The organism is Dechloromonas denitrificans (assembly GCF_020510685.1).
Classification (GTDB): domain Bacteria; phylum Pseudomonadota; class Gammaproteobacteria; order Burkholderiales; family Rhodocyclaceae; genus Azonexus; species Azonexus denitrificans_A.
Map to the genome: position 1 here is coordinate 401,447 of NZ_CP075185.1, position 17,267 is coordinate 418,713.

18 protein-coding genes are annotated in these 17,267 nt (G+C 62.3%); 6 read left to right on the forward strand and 12 right to left on the reverse strand.

Going from position 1 to position 17,267, the window contains the following annotated elements; genetic code table 11:
* Nucleotides 1–44: 44 nt before the first annotated feature.
* From KI611_RS02030 to KI611_RS02050, 5 genes are read right to left on the reverse strand one after another with little or no spacing between them, the layout of a single operon-like run.
* Nucleotides 45–977 carry a glutamate/aspartate ABC transporter substrate-binding protein gene (locus tag KI611_RS02030; RefSeq protein WP_264180084.1) on the reverse strand — a complete coding sequence of 311 codons (933 nt, stop codon included), beginning with the start codon at nucleotides 975–977 and terminating at the stop codon, nucleotides 45–47.
* Nucleotides 964–2,502, reverse strand: a complete 1,539-nt coding sequence (locus KI611_RS02035; protein WP_226418166.1) for a SpoIIE family protein phosphatase — start codon at nucleotides 2,500–2,502, stop codon at nucleotides 964–966. Before KI611_RS02035 ends, KI611_RS02030 begins: the two co-directional genes overlap by 14 nt.
* Nucleotides 2,503–2,514: 12 nt before the next feature.
* Nucleotides 2,515–3,423 carry a response regulator gene (locus tag KI611_RS02040; protein ID WP_226418167.1) on the reverse strand — a complete coding sequence of 303 codons (909 nt, stop codon included), beginning with the start codon at nucleotides 3,421–3,423 and terminating at the stop codon, nucleotides 2,515–2,517.
* A complete protein-coding gene (locus tag KI611_RS02045) occupies nucleotides 3,416–5,341 on the reverse strand; it encodes a CHASE domain-containing protein (RefSeq protein ID WP_226418168.1) in 1,926 nt (641 codons plus the stop codon). Before KI611_RS02045 ends, KI611_RS02040 begins: the two co-directional genes overlap by 8 nt.
* Nucleotides 5,342–5,379: 38 nt before the next feature.
* Entirely contained in the window at nucleotides 5,380–7,197 is a 1,818-nt protein-coding gene (locus KI611_RS02050; protein ID WP_226418169.1) for an ABCB family ABC transporter ATP-binding protein/permease, read from the reverse strand.
* Between the two features lie 101 nt (nucleotides 7,198–7,298).
* On the opposite strand from KI611_RS02050, the gene KI611_RS02055 reads away from it, so the two are divergent.
* Genes KI611_RS02055 through KI611_RS02070 form a run of 4 tightly spaced genes read left to right on the forward strand, consistent with a single transcriptional unit; the run spans nucleotide 7,299 to nucleotide 10,309 of the window.
* On the forward strand, nucleotides 7,299–7,712 hold the full coding sequence (locus KI611_RS02055) for an acyl-CoA thioesterase (RefSeq protein WP_226418170.1): 414 nt from the start codon (nucleotides 7,299–7,301) through the stop codon (nucleotides 7,710–7,712).
* Nucleotides 7,713–7,766: 54 nt separating this feature from the next.
* Nucleotides 7,767–8,948, forward strand: coding sequence for an OmpP1/FadL family transporter (locus KI611_RS02060; protein ID WP_226418171.1), 1,182 nt, complete (start codon nucleotides 7,767–7,769; stop codon nucleotides 8,946–8,948).
* Nucleotides 8,949–8,969: 21 nt separating this feature from the next.
* Entirely contained in the window at nucleotides 8,970–9,503 is a 534-nt protein-coding gene (locus KI611_RS02065; RefSeq protein ID WP_226418172.1) for a DUF2802 domain-containing protein, read from the forward strand.
* Entirely contained in the window at nucleotides 9,500–10,309 is an 810-nt protein-coding gene (locus tag KI611_RS02070) for an SPOR domain-containing protein (protein ID WP_226418173.1), read from the forward strand. Before KI611_RS02065 ends, KI611_RS02070 begins: the two co-directional genes overlap by 4 nt.
* A 1-nt stretch (nucleotide 10,310) precedes the next feature.
* Here the strand turns inward: KI611_RS02070 and KI611_RS02075 are convergent, their stop codons facing one another.
* The 4 genes from KI611_RS02075 to KI611_RS02090 form a co-directional block, all read right to left on the reverse strand.
* The gene (locus KI611_RS02075; protein ID WP_226418174.1) at nucleotides 10,311–10,634 is read right to left on the reverse strand and encodes a hypothetical protein; all 324 of its coding nucleotides are present in this window, start codon (nucleotides 10,632–10,634) and stop codon (nucleotides 10,311–10,313) included.
* 89 nt (nucleotides 10,635–10,723) lie between these two features.
* The gene (locus tag KI611_RS02080; RefSeq protein WP_226418175.1) at nucleotides 10,724–11,266 is read right to left on the reverse strand and encodes a hypothetical protein; all 543 of its coding nucleotides are present in this window, start codon (nucleotides 11,264–11,266) and stop codon (nucleotides 10,724–10,726) included.
* Complete coding sequence (locus KI611_RS02085; protein WP_226418176.1) at nucleotides 11,267–11,704, reverse strand: hypothetical protein; 438 nt, start codon at nucleotides 11,702–11,704, stop codon at nucleotides 11,267–11,269. It lies immediately after the preceding gene.
* Between the two features lie 116 nt (nucleotides 11,705–11,820).
* Nucleotides 11,821–12,147, reverse strand: coding sequence for a tetratricopeptide repeat protein (locus KI611_RS02090; protein ID WP_226418177.1), 327 nt, complete (start codon nucleotides 12,145–12,147; stop codon nucleotides 11,821–11,823).
* Between the two features lie 52 nt (nucleotides 12,148–12,199).
* Here KI611_RS02090 and KI611_RS02095 point away from each other — a divergent pair, with 52 nt between their 5' ends.
* Both KI611_RS02095 and recG read left to right on the forward strand, forming a co-directional pair.
* Nucleotides 12,200–12,580, forward strand: coding sequence for a RidA family protein (locus KI611_RS02095; RefSeq protein WP_226418178.1), 381 nt, complete (start codon nucleotides 12,200–12,202; stop codon nucleotides 12,578–12,580).
* Entirely contained in the window at nucleotides 12,580–14,619 is a 2,040-nt protein-coding gene (gene recG / locus KI611_RS02100; protein WP_226418179.1) for an ATP-dependent DNA helicase RecG, read from the forward strand. Before KI611_RS02095 ends, recG begins: the two co-directional genes overlap by 1 nt.
* Before the next feature lie 18 nt (nucleotides 14,620–14,637).
* Here the strand turns inward: recG and KI611_RS02105 are convergent, their stop codons facing one another.
* From KI611_RS02105 to KI611_RS02115, 3 genes are all read right to left on the reverse strand, one after another.
* Nucleotides 14,638–15,087 (reverse strand): c-type cytochrome, encoded by a 450-nt coding sequence (locus tag KI611_RS02105; RefSeq protein ID WP_226418180.1) that lies wholly within the window; start codon nucleotides 15,085–15,087, stop codon nucleotides 14,638–14,640.
* Between the two features lie 91 nt (nucleotides 15,088–15,178).
* Complete coding sequence (locus KI611_RS02110) at nucleotides 15,179–16,066, reverse strand: alpha/beta fold hydrolase (protein WP_226418181.1); 888 nt, start codon at nucleotides 16,064–16,066, stop codon at nucleotides 15,179–15,181.
* Nucleotides 16,067–16,291: 225 nt separating this feature from the next.
* Complete coding sequence (locus tag KI611_RS02115; protein WP_226418182.1) at nucleotides 16,292–16,837, reverse strand: YkgJ family cysteine cluster protein; 546 nt, start codon at nucleotides 16,835–16,837, stop codon at nucleotides 16,292–16,294.
* Between the last annotated feature and the right edge of the window lie 430 nt (nucleotides 16,838–17,267).

Below are 17,267 nucleotides of genomic sequence, written 5' to 3' on the forward strand. Positions count from 1 at the left end.
AATGGCCTGTGGGGCATTTTTGCCTCCACAGGCTCTAAGCAGTATTACTCGAAAGCCTTGTCGTTCGGGGCCTTGTACAGCGCCTTCATTTCATCCGACAAGGGCATGTTCAGATTCAGGCCCTTCGGCGGAATCGGGTTCATGAACCACTTGGCGTAGATCTTGTCGGCTTCGCCCGAGGTCATCACCTTGGTCAGCGCCGCATCGACCACCTTCTTGAAGCCCGGGTCGTCCTTGCGCAGCATACAGCCGTAGGCTTCCTTCGATTGCGCGGTACCGACCACCGTCCAGTCGCCCGGCTTCTTGGCCTTGGCCATTTCGCCGAAGAGCAGCGCGTCGTCCATCATGAAGGCGACGGCGCGGCCGGTTTCCAGGGTCAGGAAGGCTTCGCCGTGGTCCTTGGCGGAGATGACGTTCATGCCCATTTTCTTGTCTTCGTTCATCTTGCGGAGCAGGCGCTCGGAGGTGGTGCCGGCGGTGGTTACGACGTTCTTGCCGGCGAGGTCGGCGAAATCGGTGATGCCGGCGGTTTTCTTGACCATCAGCTTGGTGCCGATGACGAAGATGGTGGTCGAGAAAGCGACCTGTTTCTGGCGGTCGAGATTGTTGGTCGTCGAGCCGCATTCGATATCGACCGTGCCGTTCTGGATCAGCGTGATGCGGTTGGCCGAGGTGACCGGCATCAGCTTGGTGTCGATCTTGGCCAGCTTGAGGTTGTCCTTGATGCCATCGACGGCTTTCAGCATCAGTTCGTGCGAATAGCCGATGACCTGCTGCTTGTCGTCATAGTAGGAGAACGGAATCGACGATTCGCGGTGGCCGAGGGTGATCGTCCCGGTCTCCTTGATCTTCTTCAGGGTCGCCGACTCTTGCGCGAAGGCAGGGGTGGTGCTGAAGGCGGAAGCGATGATGACGGCAGAAGCGATCTTGATGAAGTTCATGGTCTTTCTCCTTTGTTGTAATTCAGGGGCAGTCAATGATCATCAGCGAGACATCGTCGGCGGCAACGCCGTTGTCGAGATGACGGTCGAGTGCTGCTTCGATTTGCCCGAAACGGGTGGCCGGCGAGGTATTCGCTGCGGCGGCGGCCAGACCTTCGGCACCGAATTGCGCACCTTCCTTGTCCGTGGCTTCCAGTAGTCCATCGGAGCACAGCACCAGCTGACTTTCCTTTTCCCAGTTGAAAATGGTCGGCTCACATTCCATCTGGCTGTTGTCGACGATGCCCAGGGCCAGGTGTTCCGAAGCAAAAACACGGCTGACCCGACCCCAGCGGTCGAACAGAAAGGCTTCGGGCGTGCCGCCCACCCATATTTCGCCATTTTGGGCGACTTCGTCAAGGCAAAGCAGCGTGGCTGCGACAAAACGACCGACCGGCATCGATTCCTTCAACTGTTGATTCAATTCCTGGATGATTTCCTTGACCGAGCGATTCAGCTTTGTCATCCGGTAGAACAGGGCGAGCACCGGCAGCACGCTGATCGCGGCGGTCAGCCCATGCCCGGTCGCATCGGCGAGCAGGGCGTAGAAGCGGCCCTCGGGCGAGCGTGCGGCAGCAACAATGTCGCCGCTGAAATTCTCGGCCGGAATCACCTTGTAATGCAGTCGCTCATCGGTCAGGCCGCGCCGGTGCAACTGCTTTTCCATCAGCCGCATGGCGAGCTGTTGCTCGTTTTGCGTCTGGTCGTAATAGGCCTGAAGCAGGCGGGCACTTTCGCGCTGCTTTTGCTCGGCCTGCTTGCGCTCGGAAATATCACGGATGACGCCGATCGACATCGGCTTGCTATCGAGTTCGATCTCGCTCAGCGCGATCGTTGCCGGAAATGATTGGCCATCCTTGCGCCGGGCCTCCACTTCGCGTTCCTTGCCGGATCTCCTGAGCGGCTTGCTGCCTGGTGCTTCCTGGCCAAACTTGTCGGCAATGAGCGGCGGTTCGGGGATCAGCAGGCTGATCTCCTGCCCGAGCATCTCGGCGTTCGTCCAGCCGAAAATACGTTCAGTCGAGCGGTTGACCGAAGCAATCAAGCCCCGCTCGTTGATTGTGACGATGGCATCGAGAACATTGTCGGAAATAGCCTGGACCCGGCGCAATGAGTCGATCGATGCCTGCTGCAATGAGAGCGAACGCTGCATCGAGCGCAATTTGGCTTCAAGGACGACGAAATTGATTGGTTTGGTCAGGTAGTCGTCGGCCCCGGCATCGAGGCCTTCGACCAGGTTTTCATCGCGATTGAGCGCCGAGAGAAAAATGATCGGGGTCCACCGCTCGTTCGTCAGGCTCTTGATCCGGCGTGCCGCCTCGAAGCCGTCCATCACCGGCATCATGATGTCGAGCAGGATCAGGTCGGGCGCCTCCGCCTCGAAGCGCCGTACCGCCTCTTCGCCGTTCTCGGCGAGGATGACCTCGTGGCCGAGCTTCTTCAGAAAAACCTGCAGGATGTGCAGGTTGGTACGGTTGTCGTCGACCGCCAGTACCTTCATTTTGTTGAGTTGCGGAGTCATGGTCGGCAAGCGCTAGGTGGTCGTTGCATTGCGGGTGATCGTGGCCACGGCGATGTTGCCGCAGCCCTCATAGCAGATATTCGTGAAACTCAGCATCCGGGCCAGTGCAATACCCCGGCCGTTAGGGTCGAAGGCCCGTTCCGGATCGAATTCGAGATACTGCTGCCAGTTGAAACCTTTGCCCTCATCGACGATGCGTAGCGAAATGCCGTCGTCTTGACGTTGAAAGGCAAGCCGGACGTGCTTGTTGGCATTCTCCGGCAGGCTGCTCCGACGGTCGATTTCAGCGCGCCAGTTGTCTTCCCGCTTGAGTCGGGATTTTTCTGCGTAGCTCAGGCCAAGGTTGCCGTGCTCGATGCCGTTGATCAGCAGTTCGGAAATGCCGACCACCACATTGCCCGGATCGGGGCACGCCTGGGCGATGAAGGAGGCGAGTTGCCCGGCCTCATCGACGGTGCGAATCGAAAATTCTGCCCGGGTGAGAAAGCTCAGGGAGCCGATGTGGTTGTGCAACTGTCGCCGCAACTCGTCCCGCGTTTCGGCATCGGTCAGGGCGGCATGGACGATGGCCAGCAACTCGTCGCGATCGTAGGGCTTGGTCAGGTAATAGTAGGCGCCGGCTTCGAGACCCTCGCGGATCTCGGCGGGCGAGTCGGCCGCCGTCTGCATGATGACCGGGATGCCGGCCAGACGGGGATCTCCCTTGATCCGCTTGAGCAGGCCGATGCCATCGAGTTCGGGCATCATGCGGTCGAGCAGGATGACCTTGAAGTCCGCTTCCGGGTCCTGCAGCATGCGCCAGGCAGCCTCCCCGTTATCGGCTGTCCGCAAGGCCAGCGATGCCTCATCCTCGAAATATTCGAGCAATATTTCCAGATTGAGCGCTTCGTCATCGACGACCAGAACGCGTGCTTTAGTCATGTAGCTCCGAAACCTCTCCAGTCCGGCTATTGGTCGGCAGGGTTACCGTAAAACAGGCGCCGCCCGCAGCATTGTTGTTCGCAACAATCGTACCACGGTGTTGCATGGCGATTGCCCGGCTGATCGCCAGACCAAGCCCGGTGCCGCCCGCTCCGGTGCGGGTGGCGGAGCTTTGCACGAACTTGTCGAAAATGCTTTCTAGTTCCGCCTCCGGGATGCCGATCCCGTGATCGATGAAGCGAATGGCCAGCGCCGGCTGGCTGCCGGTATCGTCGAGGCGGCGTCCGCCTGGCAGTTCGGCGGCGCCGAGTTCGAGGCGGATTTTGCCCTGCGGCGGGGAGAATTTGATCGCGTTGGCCAGCAGGTTGTAGATAATCTGGCTGAGCCGCATCGGATCGGCGCGAATCTCGGTATCGGACGTCATGACCACGGTTTCGATGCTGAGTTGGCGAGCGAGCAGCAGCGATTCGAGCTGTGTTCTGGCGTGAGCCAGCAAGTCGAGGACATCGACTTGGCTTAACGTCAGATTCATCTTCCCGGCTTCCAGTTTCGAGAGGTCAAGCAGCTCGTTGATCAGGCCCAGCAGGCGCTTGGCGCTCAGTTCGATGCGCTGGAAATATTGGCTTAATTTTGGCTGATTGCCGCCCTCGGCGCGCTTGATGCCGAGCTGGGCAAAGCTCAGGATAGCGTGCATCGGCGTTCGCAGTTCGTGCGACATGTTGGCGAGAAATTCCGACTTCGCCTGACTGGCGGCGCGCGCCTGATGCAGCGCCTCGTTGAGCCGGACCGTCCGCTCTTCGACCAGTTCATGCAGATGGTCGCGATGCAGGCGAAGTTCATGCGTTACCCGGCGGGCGTAACGCTCGGCACGCGCCCGGTGCGTGCTCAGGTGAAAGATCAGCAGGGCCAGTAACAGGCTCCCGGTCAGGCCGCCATAGAGGATCAGCAAGGCCGGATCGAGTACTCCGTCGTCGGCGTGGTTGAGGCGCGGGTAAAAATGCAGGATCCAGTTGCGGCCGCCAAAATCGATCTCGTGATGGAAAAACGGCAGGGCGGTGTTCGTCGCCAGGCTTGGGTCGGAGTCGTAGATCAGGGTTGGCGAAGTGGCTCCGGACGAGCCGCCGGAGAGGGGTTCGTCGAAAATTTTCAGTGCGAAATTGCCCTGCGTGGTCTGTTTCAGAGCGGACAGGAACTCCTCGGTGCGATAGCTGCTGAGGACAATCCCGGCGAAAGCCTGGCGGCGCTGCTCGGTATTCTTCAATGGCATGTCCGGACGATAGAGTGCATGCACGAGCAGGAAGCCCGGGCGCGGCTTTTCCTTGTCGGCGAGCAGGGTGACGGGTCCAGTCATGGCGATTTCCCGCCGGGCGATGGCGGCTTCGACGGCCTGGCGCCTGGTCGGTTCGCTCAATAGATCGAAGCCGATGAACGACTTGAGTTCTGGCCCTTCCGGGGCGGCAAAAGTGAGCGGTGCGGCGATATCGCCGGCCGATTGCGGAAATATCCGGAAAGTGCTGCGGTCGATCTGCCGGCGCATCGACCGGACAAACGCCTTTTCTTCGCCGGACCGGACGGCCGATGCGTAGCCAAAGGCGAATAGCCCGGAAAGCCGGCCGCCGACCTCGGTCTCGCGTGCGAAGCGCCGCCAGGCTGGCAAGTCGAGCTCCGGGTGCGCTGCGGCAAAAGCCTGCAGCGAGTGCAGGAACTGCGCATGCAAGCGCAGCCGTTCGCGAATTTCGCCGGTGATCGCGGCGCTTTGCTGGATAGCGAAAGCCGCACGGGTTTCGGTTTGCACGCGGGACTGCCAAACCCAGGCGCCCAGCGTCGCCGCCGCCAGCAGTAAAAAGACGACGACCGGCAACAGCCAGCTCGACAACGAACGGTCTGCGGCATCGGAATAGGGCGGTGGATTGTTCATCGATGGAGGGCGTAACGGCCGGCAGTATAGAACTTAAGCTACGCGCCGGCCGGGCTCTTTTCCCTGTCTTCCTGCTGCTGAAGGTTCCACATCCGGGCGTATTGCCCGTCGGCGGCGAGCAGCGCGCCATGACTGCCGCGCTCGATGATGTGGCCATCGCTCATGACCAGGATTTCGTCGGCATTCATCACGGTCGATAGCCGGTGGGCGATGACCAGCGTGGTCCGGCCGATGGCGGCGAATTCAAGCTGGCTCTGGATGGCCCGTTCGGTCGCCGAGTCGAGTGCCGAGGTGGCTTCATCGAATATCAGGATGGGCGGATTCTTGAGCAGTGCCCGGGCAATGGCGACCCGCTGTTTTTCACCGCCGGACAGCTTGAGGCCGCGTTCGCCGACCCGGGTTTCGTATTTTTGCGGCAAGGATTCGATGAACTCGTGCAACTGGGCGGCGCGGGCCGCGCCATAGACTTCCTCCCGGCTGGCCGTCGGTCGGCCGTAGTTGATATTGTAGAAAATCGAGTCGTTGAACAGCACGGTATCCTGCGGCACGATGCCGATGGCGGCGCGCAGGCTGTTTTGCTTTAGGCTGCGCAGGTCGTGGCCGTTGATCCGGATGGCCCCGCCGGTAACGTCGTAGAAACGGTAGAGCAGGCGCGACAGCGTCGATTTGCCGGCTCCGGAATGGCCGACCACGGCCACCGTCTTGCCCGGCGCGATGGCGAAATCGACGTTCTTGAGAATCTGGCGGTCCGGGTCGTAGCCGAAATTGACCGCGTCGAAGTTGATCTGCAGCGGCCCGCTCGGCAGTTCGCGGGCGTCCGGGGCGTCGGCAATCTCGCGGTTTTCCTGGAGCAGCTTGAACATCCGCTCGATGTCGGCCAGCGCCTGGCGGATTTCGCGATAGACGATGCCGAGGAAATTGAGCGGTGCGTAAAGCTGGATCAGGAATGCATTGACCAGCACCAGGTCGCCGATCGTCATGTGGCCCTCGACCACGCCGTTGGCCGCCCGCCACATCATCGCCGTGACGCCGAGGGCGATGATCGCCTGCTGACCGAGATTGAGGAAGGCGAGGGTAGTCTGGCTGCGCGTCGCGGCGTCTTCCCACTTGAGCATCTGCTCGTCGTAGCGACGGGCTTCCCAGGCTTCGTTGTTGAAATATTTGACGGTCTCGTAATTGAGCAGGCTGTCCACCGCCCGGGTGTTGGCCGCCGAGTCGTTTTCATTGACCGCCCGGCGGATGTCGATCCGCCAGTTGCTGACCTTGACCGTGAACACGATGTAGCTGACCAGCGAAACCAGCGTGATCAATACATAGCCGCTGTCGTATTTGACGAACAGGATGGCCAGCACCAGCCCGATTTCGACCAGGGTCGGCAGGATCGAATACAGCGTGTAGGAAATCAGGCTGGAAATCGACCGGCTACCCCGCTCGATGTCGCGCGACACGCCGCCGGTCTGGCGCTCGAGATGAAAGCGCAGGCTGAGCGCGTGCAGGTGGCCGAACACTTCCAAGGCGACCTGGCGGACGGCGCGCTGGGTGACGCGGGCGAAGAGGATTTCGCGCAATTCGGTAAACAATGCCGTCGAAAAGCGCAGCATCCCGTACAGGCCGAGGAGCAGCGCCGGCAGCGCCAGTACCTGCTGGGTGTTCGACAGGCCGTCGATCATCTCCTTGAAGACCATCGGGACGCTGACGTTGGCGACCTTGGCGGCAACCAGGCAGCCCAGTGCGGCGATGACGCGCAACCGGTAGCGCCAGAGATAGGGGAACAGCGTCCGCACGGTCAGCCACAGGTGGGTTTCGGCCAGCGGCTGGCCGGCTGGCGGTTTGGGGAGGGCGGTGGTGCGGCGCATCGTGAAACCTGTTCTGGGATGTTGTTCGGTGGTGGGCGCCAGTATATGAAAACTGGCCGGTTTCCGCGAAAATCAGGCATTGATTTAATTTTGGATAAATTATGACCGTCGACCGCATCGTCCTCCCTGCCCGGCACTCAACGCTGCGCGTTGTTCCGATGCCGGCCGATCTCAACCAGAACGGCGATGTTTTCGGCGGCTGGGTCATGGCCCAGGTCGACGTGGCTGGCGCCATTCCGGCGATGCGCCGGGCGCGCGGCCGGGTCGCGACGGTGTCAGTCAACTCCTTCCTGTTCAAGCAGCCGGTCTCGGTCGGGGATATCGTCAGTCTTTATGCCGAAATCGTACGGGTCGGCAAAACCTCGATTACCGTCAAGGTCGAGGTTTATGCCGAGCGCAATTACAGCGATCCGATCACCGTCAAGGTGACCGAGGCGGAGCTGACCTACGTGGCAATCGATATGGCCGGAAACAAGCGCGCGCTTCCGCCCGAAAAACCGTCCGAAATGGAATAAAATCGCGCGGTTAATCAATTCGCCCGCCTTCGAGAGAATCAAGCAATGAATAAAATGACGCTGCGTATCCTGCCTGCTCTGCTGTTGGCTGCCTTTTCCGGCGCTGCATCGGCCGCTGCCTTCCAGCTCTGGGAGCAGAATGCCAGCGGCCTGGCTACGGCATATGCCGGCTCGGCAGCGGTCGCCGACAACGCCGGTACGGTCTTTTTCAATCCGGCCGGCATGACGCAGCTGACCGGCTTTCAGCTGTCGGCCGGCGTCGCGGGCGTTGGGCCAAGCTATGAGTTCCGCAATGAGGGTTCGACCGGCCCCCTGCTTGGTTCGGGCGGCAACGGTGGCAATGCCGGCGGCTGGGCGGCCGTGCCGAATGCCTACCTGTCCTGGCAAGTGGCGCCGCAAGTCTTTCTCGGCCTCGGTATCTCGTCGCCGTTCGGGCTCCAGACAAAATACGACGACAGCAACTGGGTTGGCCGTAGCTATTCGCTGAAGTCGGAAATCAAGACGGTAAATTACAACCCGTCGATCGCTTACCGGCTCAATGACAAGGTTTCCTTGGGCTTCGGGATCAATTACCAGACCATCGATGCGGAACTGACCAGCGCCGGGGCGCGCCTGAAAGGCGACGATGCCGCCTGGGGCTGGAATGCCGGAGCCTTGTTCACGTTGTCGCCGGCCATGCGGGTCGGGGTTTCCTATCGTTCGGCCATCGACTACACGCTCGAAGGCACGGCGAATGGCGTGATGCCGGTGAAAGCCGATGTCAAATTGCCGGATACGTTCATTCTCTCCGTCTGGCAGCAGGTTTCCGACCGCTGGGAAGCGATGGGTGATTTGTCCTACACGCGCTGGAATACCATCAAGTCGCTCGATGTCTTTAGTCGCAACTCCGGTGCGCTGGCTTCCTCGGAGGCCTTCAACTACAAGAATTCATGGCGCTTTGCCTGGGGCGCCGCATATCAGGCCAGCAATGCGCTGAAGCTCAAGTTCGGCATCGCCTATGACCGTACGCCGGTCACCGACAACGATCGTTCGGCCCGTGTGCCGGACAACGACCGCGTCTGGTTGTCGCTCGGCGGTCAATGGAATGCCGGCAGCTACGGCAAGGTCGATCTCGGTTACGCCTATCTTTACGCCAAGGATCCGAGCGTTGCCCAGCTCAAGCAAACGACGACGCTGCGCGGCAGCTATGACGTCAGCGCCCACGTTGTCGGCGTGCAGTATTCGGTAGGGTTCTAAGCCTTCGTGCTCGGAGGGAATTTGCCGACACTTGAACTGGGCGGTATCTCGCTGGGGGTGCGTGAAGGCGTAATCATCCTGATTTCGCTGGTCGCCATCTATATGGTGTTCGAGTTGTGGCGCATGCGGCGCATCCGTCACAAGCGCCTGTCGGCGACCCTGCCGGAAACGCCGCCGACGCTAGAGCCATCGGTCGAACCCCTGGCCGGATCGGCTGCGGAAGAGGCTGGGGCGGCCGAGGAGCTTTGGGAGCGGGCGCCGGCCGGCATGGCCGAGGAAATGATGCGGCAGAGCCTTGAGCAGGAAATGGCCCAATTGCGCGACGAAGTCGATTCCATTCGCGGCGAACTGGCCGCCTTGCGCGAAGACATGTTGCAGGAGTTGGCGCATGTCCAGGCATCGCAATCGGTTTCCCCGATTTACGGCGATGCGATGCAGATGGCTTTGGCCGGTTACGAGCCGGCGATGATTGCCGAACGTTGCGGCATTGCCCGCGCCGAGGCGGAACTGGTGGTGGCGCTGGCCAAGAGCCAGGAGCGGGGAGGGGCGGAATGACGGAAAAATCGACAACACCCGAAAACGAGGACAACGCTGCCGATTTGCGCGGTACGCTGATCAAGCGTCTGGCGGTTGCCGGCGTCCTGGTTGCCGTCCTGCTCGGCGTGCTGGCTTTCTTCGACTACCTGGCTTCGCCGCCGGAAGAACCGGAGGCCCAGGTATTCACCCAGCCGGTACCGGTTGCCCCGAAAAAGGAAGTGTCGCAGCCGGTGACGCCGGCCGAGAACCTGCCGGAACCGCCTACCGCCGCGGCCGTGCCGGAACCGGTTGCCGAAGCCGCCGCACCGGCCGTGGCCGAGAGCAAACCGGAGCCAAGTCCGGAAAGCCGTCCAGCAGCGCCATCTCCCGCCGCCCCAGCGAAGACTCCAGGCGCCCCGTCGCCAGCTGCGACGCCGGCGCCGGTGCGCCCGCTGGCGCCAGCCCCGGTTCGTCAGCCATCACCAACGCCGCGTGCGGCCCCCGAGGCTAGCGCCGGCCCTAGCGTGGCACCCGAGCCGTCGGTTGTCGCGCCCGCCAAACCGGCGGCCCGCGTTGTCGAGACGCGCAGCGCACCGCCCGCTCCGCCGTCCGGCGTGGCACGGCTATTCGCTGGCTTCGTTTTGCAGGCCGGGGTGTTTACCAGTGCGCAGCGGGCTGAGGAGTTGCACGCCAAACTGACCTTGAGCGGCGTACCGTCGACGCTGGAGACGCGGGTCCAAGTTGGCCCCTTCAGCACTCGCAAGGAAGCCGAAGCGGCGCAAGCCAAGCTCAGGGAACTGGGCGTCGAGACAATACTGGTTCCCCCTAAGGGCGGCCGCCCCTAACTCAGGGCATCCCGGGCAGGCGCGGCAATCCGAGGCTGCGGCGAATGTCGCGGTGCACCTGGGCCGGGCTGGGAATCGGCGCCTCCATCCGGCGCGGCTCTTCGTAGCGACGTTCTTCCCGGTAATAGCGGCCGCCGCGATCGCCGTAGCCATAGCCGTCGTAATAGGTATTCGGGTAGGCGTGGCGGTAAGTCGGGTAGGTCTCGACATAGACCGGCGGCCCGCGATAGCCGACTGGATGCGCCGGGGCCACGATGCAGCCCCCCAGGCTGCCGAGCAGGGCGGCAGCGAGGGCGAATCGAATGAGTTTTTGCAGCAAGGGCATTGGGGGCGACTCCGTTCAGTGTGTACCTGTTTAACGCACTCGCCCCCGGCCCGGCCGACGGCAGGGCCGGGCTGCTTTGTAACAAGACGTTAGAGGTCTAGTCCGGCAATGGCGGCAAGGCCCTGACTGATATTGTCCCGAGCGGCTGCCTCGACTGCCAGTCGCAGGCGGGTGACGGCGGCAAAGGCGTCGCCCATGGTCGCCGTTCCGGAGGATTTGACTGATTTGCGCATGACCACCGATTGGTCGGCCGTCCGCGATAGCGACCAGCCGGTTTCCATCTCAACGGTAAATGTTGTCCCGAAGATCGGTTTCGCCAGGCTCGTCACGCGAACGCTCAGTGCGTAATCGCCACCGGCTCCCTGGACGATGCTCTTGAACAGCTTGTTTTGCACCACGGCATCTTCGATGGCCGCCTTCAGGTCGGCATCGGCGATATTGCTGCTGTCCATGGCCCCGGTTTCCGCGCCGCCACTGGCTTGAACCGCCAGGCTATGGGGGAAATGCTTGCTGGTCGTCAGGCCCGTTGGTGTCATCCCTTCGCGACTGGCCGGCGAGGAACAGCCAACCAGGGTGAAGGCGAGGGCGGTCGCAAGGAGAAGCGCGCTGCCGCGGGAAATTGATCGTCCCATTTATTTCGCCCCTTTGTAGATGTTGTCGACGACTTCGTTGACCATTTCCTTCGGAGATAGGCGAGTCAGTGAGGTGTGATACGAATTGCCGGTCGCCATCGGGAAATCGGTCTTCGGGTCGCGGATGGTGATGGTCAGTTCGAGCATGTACATGGTGATGTCCCACATCCATTTGTCGATATAGGTGACGACCGCATCGACGTTGCTCGGCGGGGCTTCGGTGCCGGTCGTCACGGTAACGCCTTTGGTCCGCAATTTGTCGGCAATCAACTCGTTGGTACCGCCATCCTCGGCCGGGATCTTTTTCACATACATGGTTTTGATGGCTGACAGATTGGTTGATGGATCAACGCTGCCTGTGGCTCGATTGACTGCGCAGCCGGTGGTCAGCGTCGCGACGAGGCCAAGTAGTGCGGCAAGTTTGAGAATATTTTTCACGCCTTCTCCCTGTTTTCTTGATTGAAAGGAGGTGTGATTCTATCCCATTCGGCATGGCGGCCAATCGTTCCGGCGAACCCGTGCGGCGGCTGGAAAGCCTTGTCCCGGCGTCGAACTCAACGGCCAAGCGCGTTCCGGATCCGTCTGGCAAAGACCGTCATTTCCTTCGCGGCCTGAATGTCGCCCTTGCTTTCGGCGACGCTGATGCCGCGTTCGTAGGCGGCCAGCGCGGCGACGTGTTCACCGGCTTCGGCGAGGGCCTTGCCGAGTGCTTTCCAGGCCGCCGAGTACTGACTGTCGCGGTCGACGGCTTCCTGGAAGCATTTTCCGGCCTTCGCCGGATCGCCCGCCTTGAGGTATTCGTTGCCGAGCGAGAAGCGGAGCAGGGCGCCGTCACGCGGACCGTCGAGCATTTTTTCCAGGGATTCGATACGTGGGTTCATGGCTTTCAAAGGCTAAAATAGGGTTTTGCAATCCAGATACAGGAAGTCTCTAATGGCCAAGACCATCATCGCCACGCCGCACGCCCCGGCTGCCATCGGCACTTATTCGCAAGCCGTCCGGGTTGGCGACACTGTTTACCTGTCCGGCCAGATCGGACTCGATCCGGCATCCATGCAGATGGTAGACGGCATCGACGGGCAAATCGTTCGCGTCTTTGAAAATCTCAAGGCTGTCGCCGAAGCGGCAGGCGGTTCGCTGGCCGATGTCGTCAAGCTCAATGTCTTCCTGACCGACCTGGCCCACTTTGCCCGGGTCAATGAAACGATGGCGCTTTACTTCAGCGCGCCGTATCCGGCACGGGCTGCCGTCGGCGTCAAGGAACTGCCGCGGGGCGCGCTGGTCGAGGCCGATGCGGTGATGTTCATCGGCTGATGCCGGAGAGCGGGGCGCCGGCCCCGATTCGCGCTACGGAAGCGTTGCGCAAGAAACTGGCGAAAATCGGCCTCCACAGCGAGGCCGATTTGCTGGTGCACCTGCCGCTGCGCTACGAGGATGAAACGTCCATCACGCCGGTGGCGCAGGCTTGTCACGGTGCGCCGGTGCAGGTCGAGGTGGTCGTGCTGTCGAGTGAAATCCAGTTCCGGCCGCGCCGCCAGATGATCGTTCGGGCCGAGGACGAGAGCGGCGAACTGACGCTGCGTTTCTTCAGCTTCTACCCGAGCCAGCAGGCAGTCCTGAGCGAGGGTTCGCGGATCCGGGCCTTTGGCGAAGTGCGCGGCGGCTTCTTCGGCGCCGAGATGGTGCACCCGCGCTTTCGCAAGGTGGCCGAGGATGCCCCGCTGGCCGAGGGCTTGACGCCGATCTACCCGACCACCGCCGGGCTGGCCAATTCGGTGCTGCAGAAATTGATCACGCGCGCCCTGGCCGATGGCGACCTTTCCGAGACGCTCGACGAAGCTTTGCGCCAGCGCCTGAAACTGCCCGGCTTCGCCCGCAGTCTGCGCTTTCTCCATGCGCCGCCGCCCGGCACTGCGGTCGATACGCTGCATGCCCGCAATCACCCGGCCTGGCGGCGGGTCAAGTTCGATGAAGTGCTGGCCCAGCAGTTGTCGCTGCGCCGCGCCTATCTGGCCCGGCGCCAGCAGGGGGCGCCGGTGCTGGTGGCGCAGGACGATCTCGGGGCGCGCCTCGTCGATCAGCTGCCGTTCGGTTTGACCGGGGCGCAATTGCGCGCCATGGCCGAAATTGCCGCTGATCTCGCGCAGCCTTACCCGATGCAGCGCCTGTTGCAGGGTGACGTCGGTGCCGGCAAGACCATCGTCGCCGCACTGGCTGCCTGTCAGGCGATCTCGGCCGGCTGGCAGGCGGCCTTCATGGCGCCGACCGAAATCCTCGCCGAGCAACATTATCTGAAACTGCGCGATTGGCTGGAGCCGCTTGGCATCCGCGTCGCCTGGCTGTCCGGCAGCCTGAAGAGCGCCGCCAAACGAGCGCAACTGGCGGCGCTGGCGGCCGGCGCGCAACTGGTCGTCGGGACGCATGCGCTGATCCAGGATGGCGTCGATTTCGCCCGGCTCGGTCTGGCCATTGTCGACGAGCAGCACCGTTTCGGCGTCGCCCAGCGCCTGGCGCTGCGCAAGAAGGGGGCGAATCCGCACCAGCTGATGATGTCGGCGACGCCGATCCCGCGCACGCTGGCCATGAGCTATTACGCCGATCTCGACGTGACGGTGCTCGATGAACTGCCGCCGGGGCGGACGCCGATCAAGACGCGGCTGGTCGCCGACAACCGGCGCGAAGACGTGGTCGGCTTCGTCACCAAGCTGGTCGGCGAAGGCCGGCAGGCCTACTGGGTCTGTCCGCTGATCGAGGAATCCGAAGCGCTGCAATTGCAGACGGCACAGGATACCTACGAGCAATTGTCGACCGACCTGCCGCTGTTGCGCATCGGCCTCGTCCATGGCCGCTTGAAGGCCGACGAGAAGCAGGCAGTGATGGCCGCCTTCGCAGCCGGCGAAATCGATGTGCTGGTGGCGACGACGGTGATCGAAGTCGGCGTTGATGTGCCGAATGCCAGCCTGATGGTGATCGAGCATGCCGAACGCTTCGGCCTGTCGCAGTTGCACCAGTTGCGTGGTCGGGTCGGGCGCGGGGCGCATGAGTCGAGTTGCGTGCTGGTTTTTGCCGGGCCGCTCTCGGAAACGGCCCGCCAGCGTCTGAAAATCATTTTCGAGAACACCGACGGCTTCGAGATCGCCCGCCAGGATTTGCATCTGCGCGGTCCCGGCGAATTCGTCGGGAGCCGGCAAAGCGGTGTGCCGCTGTTGCGCTACGCCGATCTGGAAATGGATGCCGATCTGGTCGACATGGCGCGCGAAGTCGCCGAAGAAATGTTGCTGCAGGCGCCCGACCAGGCCGAGCGCCACCTGCGGCGCTGGCTCGGGATGCGGGAAGAGCTGCTCAAGTCCTGAGCCCGGGAATCCCCGGCCCTAGGATTTCTTGAAGGTTTTGTGGCACTCGCGGCAGGTATCGTGGAGTACCTCGTAGGCGGCTTTCGCCTTGGCTTCGTCGCGGGTTTCGGCGGCGACGAGCAATTGGTCGGCGGCCTTGAAGAAATCCTGGCGATGCGCCTCGAATTTTTCCGCTTCCGACCACACTGCGCCGGTCGCCCGGCTTGGCGGATAGTCGCTACCCGGCGTGAAGTATTCCCAGGGGCCTTGTTTCGCCTGGTTCAAACGCTTGGCCAGGGCGATGAAATCGTCCGCTTTGTATTGGCTCTTGCGCAACTGGCTGCCCATCGGCTCGAAGGCTTTCAGGATGGTGTTGAAGGCGGTGCGGCGATGGGCGACGGGCTGGCCCGGCCCGGTGTCTTCCGGCTCGCTGCAGGCAGTCAGCAGCAGGGGAATCAGGGCGACGATGAAGAGGCGGCGGCAAGGCATGGTGGTGGCGTCTGCTGGCAGAAATGGGGAGCGTATTATGGGCCGTCGTTTGGCCGGCCCCCGGTATTAATTTGCCGGCCTTGGCGCGCAATCAGGTAAGGAATGTTTCGATGAGGCGCGCCACATCGGCTGGCTGGTCGTGGTGCAGCATGTGGTCGGCGTCCTCGATCCAGCTTTCCGCAACATCGGCGAAGCAGGCCCGGCGGGCTTCCCAGTCGCCCGGCCGGGTGGCGTATTCGCGCACCACCCAGGACTGGCGGCCGGCTACCCAGAGGACCGGGCAGGTAATTTTGTTCCACACTGCCATCGATTCCTCCAGGCGGAACAAGTAGGGCGACGACGGCTTGTGCCACGGGTCGCCGTTCCAGATCACGCCATGCCGGCGCTGGCCGCAGCGGTTTTCACCATCGCCGATGCGGGCCAGATGTTTGGCGAGGAATTCGGCGCGCTCGGCGGTCAGGAAACGATCGGTGCGCAGCAGGCGCCGGGCAAAAGCGTCGCGATCGGCGTAAACGTGCATGCGTGGCGGCTTTTTCAGCGTATTCAGCCACTGCTGGTAACGTTCCGGCGCCATCTCGGGCTGGCTCGGCGCGATGCCGAAGCCTTCGAGCGTGACCAGCTTGTCCACCCGCTCCGGCCGGATGCCGGCATACAGGCAGGCCAGGATGCCGCCCATGCTGTGACCGGCCAGCCGGACTTTCCCCTCGGGCGCGTAATGGTCGAGGATGGCTTCCATGTCGCCCAGGTGTTCGGCGAAGAAATAGGGCCGGTTCAGCCACTCGGAAAGCCCAAAGCCGCGCCAGTCGGGCGCGATGATGTTCCAGTCCTGTTGCAGTTCATCGACGACGAACTGGAAGGAGGCCGACACGTCCATCCAGCCGTGCAGCAGGAACAGCGTCGGGGCATCGGGCTTGCCCCAGCGGCGGACGTGCAGGCGAACGCTGGGCAGGTCGAGGTATTCGGAACGGGAACGGCGCATGGGATTAGTTCTGGTTTTCGGGAAAAAGACCGGTTCGCGGCGGCAACCGGCGAGGCGGCGTGGGGGGAAGGATTCTAGCAGTCTGCCGGCCCGCTGGGGTTCTCGAACACCGCTTAAGTTGAGGCGGCGCTTCCCGTTTTCACCCGATTCAAAAGGTTCTCAAGCCCTGAATTCCACTTTGTTGCATAGCGGCCTGTTCAGCGTCCGTCCTGAACCGCCGCGCAGTCAATCGCCCAACTTCCGCTTGGTGCCCACTTTTCTTGCCGACAGTGAGACGAGGAAGGGGAACTCTTCGTCGGCCGATTTGACGATGCGAAACTCTTGCCCCACAGCGCCGGCAATCGTGGCCGCCAATGCCTCGATGTTCACGGCTTCGCAGCGCAGGTCCGCGACGACGCAGCCGCGATCCTCGTATACCGGGAAATCCGTGCACCCCAAAGGCTTGAGTTCCTGGCCGTAGACCCGGCACGAGCGGTGCGTTTCGTCGTAGGCGGGGCAGGCTTTGCTATGGATGTAGTAGAGCCCGTCGCCCGCTCGGATCTCCTCCGGGCCTTGGCCGGCGGAGAGCTTTCTGTCGAAGGCGGTGCGCGACTCTTCAAGTCGCCAGAACGACTTGAGTTGCTTCCATTCCAGTTCGAGGACCAGCGAGTCGAGTCGGCAACAAGGCTTGGCGCACTCGGCGCAATGCGGGATGACGGCGGCAGCCTGATAGGCGGCGGCCGCTGCAGCCAGCTCCTTGGCCAGGAGACGGCGGGACGCCCGGCTGCTCATCGAAGGGCAGACCGGGGAAGCGCGGCGGATTGTCGAAGAAGGATCACAGGCACCTGATATCACGTAGCGGAAGTGGAGCGGCTGCTCCAGCGGCTGCCCGGACTGGATCCTAAGCAGTGACCAGTATACGGCTAACGTCCGTTATCGGCGGCGGGAACTCCGAATGATCGCCAAACTAAAAAGAGGGCAATGCCTGTCCTACGTGCCGGCGGTTCCGAATGCGATTGTACCGATCGGCAGGCATTGGATAAGCGCCTGGGGTAGAAGCCCGCTCGCGAGTTGCAGCTCCCTCTCTCCCATGTTCAGGATAAGACGGGGGTTCCGCAGGATGTGCTACCCGCCACCCCTGCCAAGAAGAATGCCGCCAAGGACAAGACTAAGCACTACCATCCGCGAGATATGAAGTAGTTCGTGCTTTGGAACGGGCGGC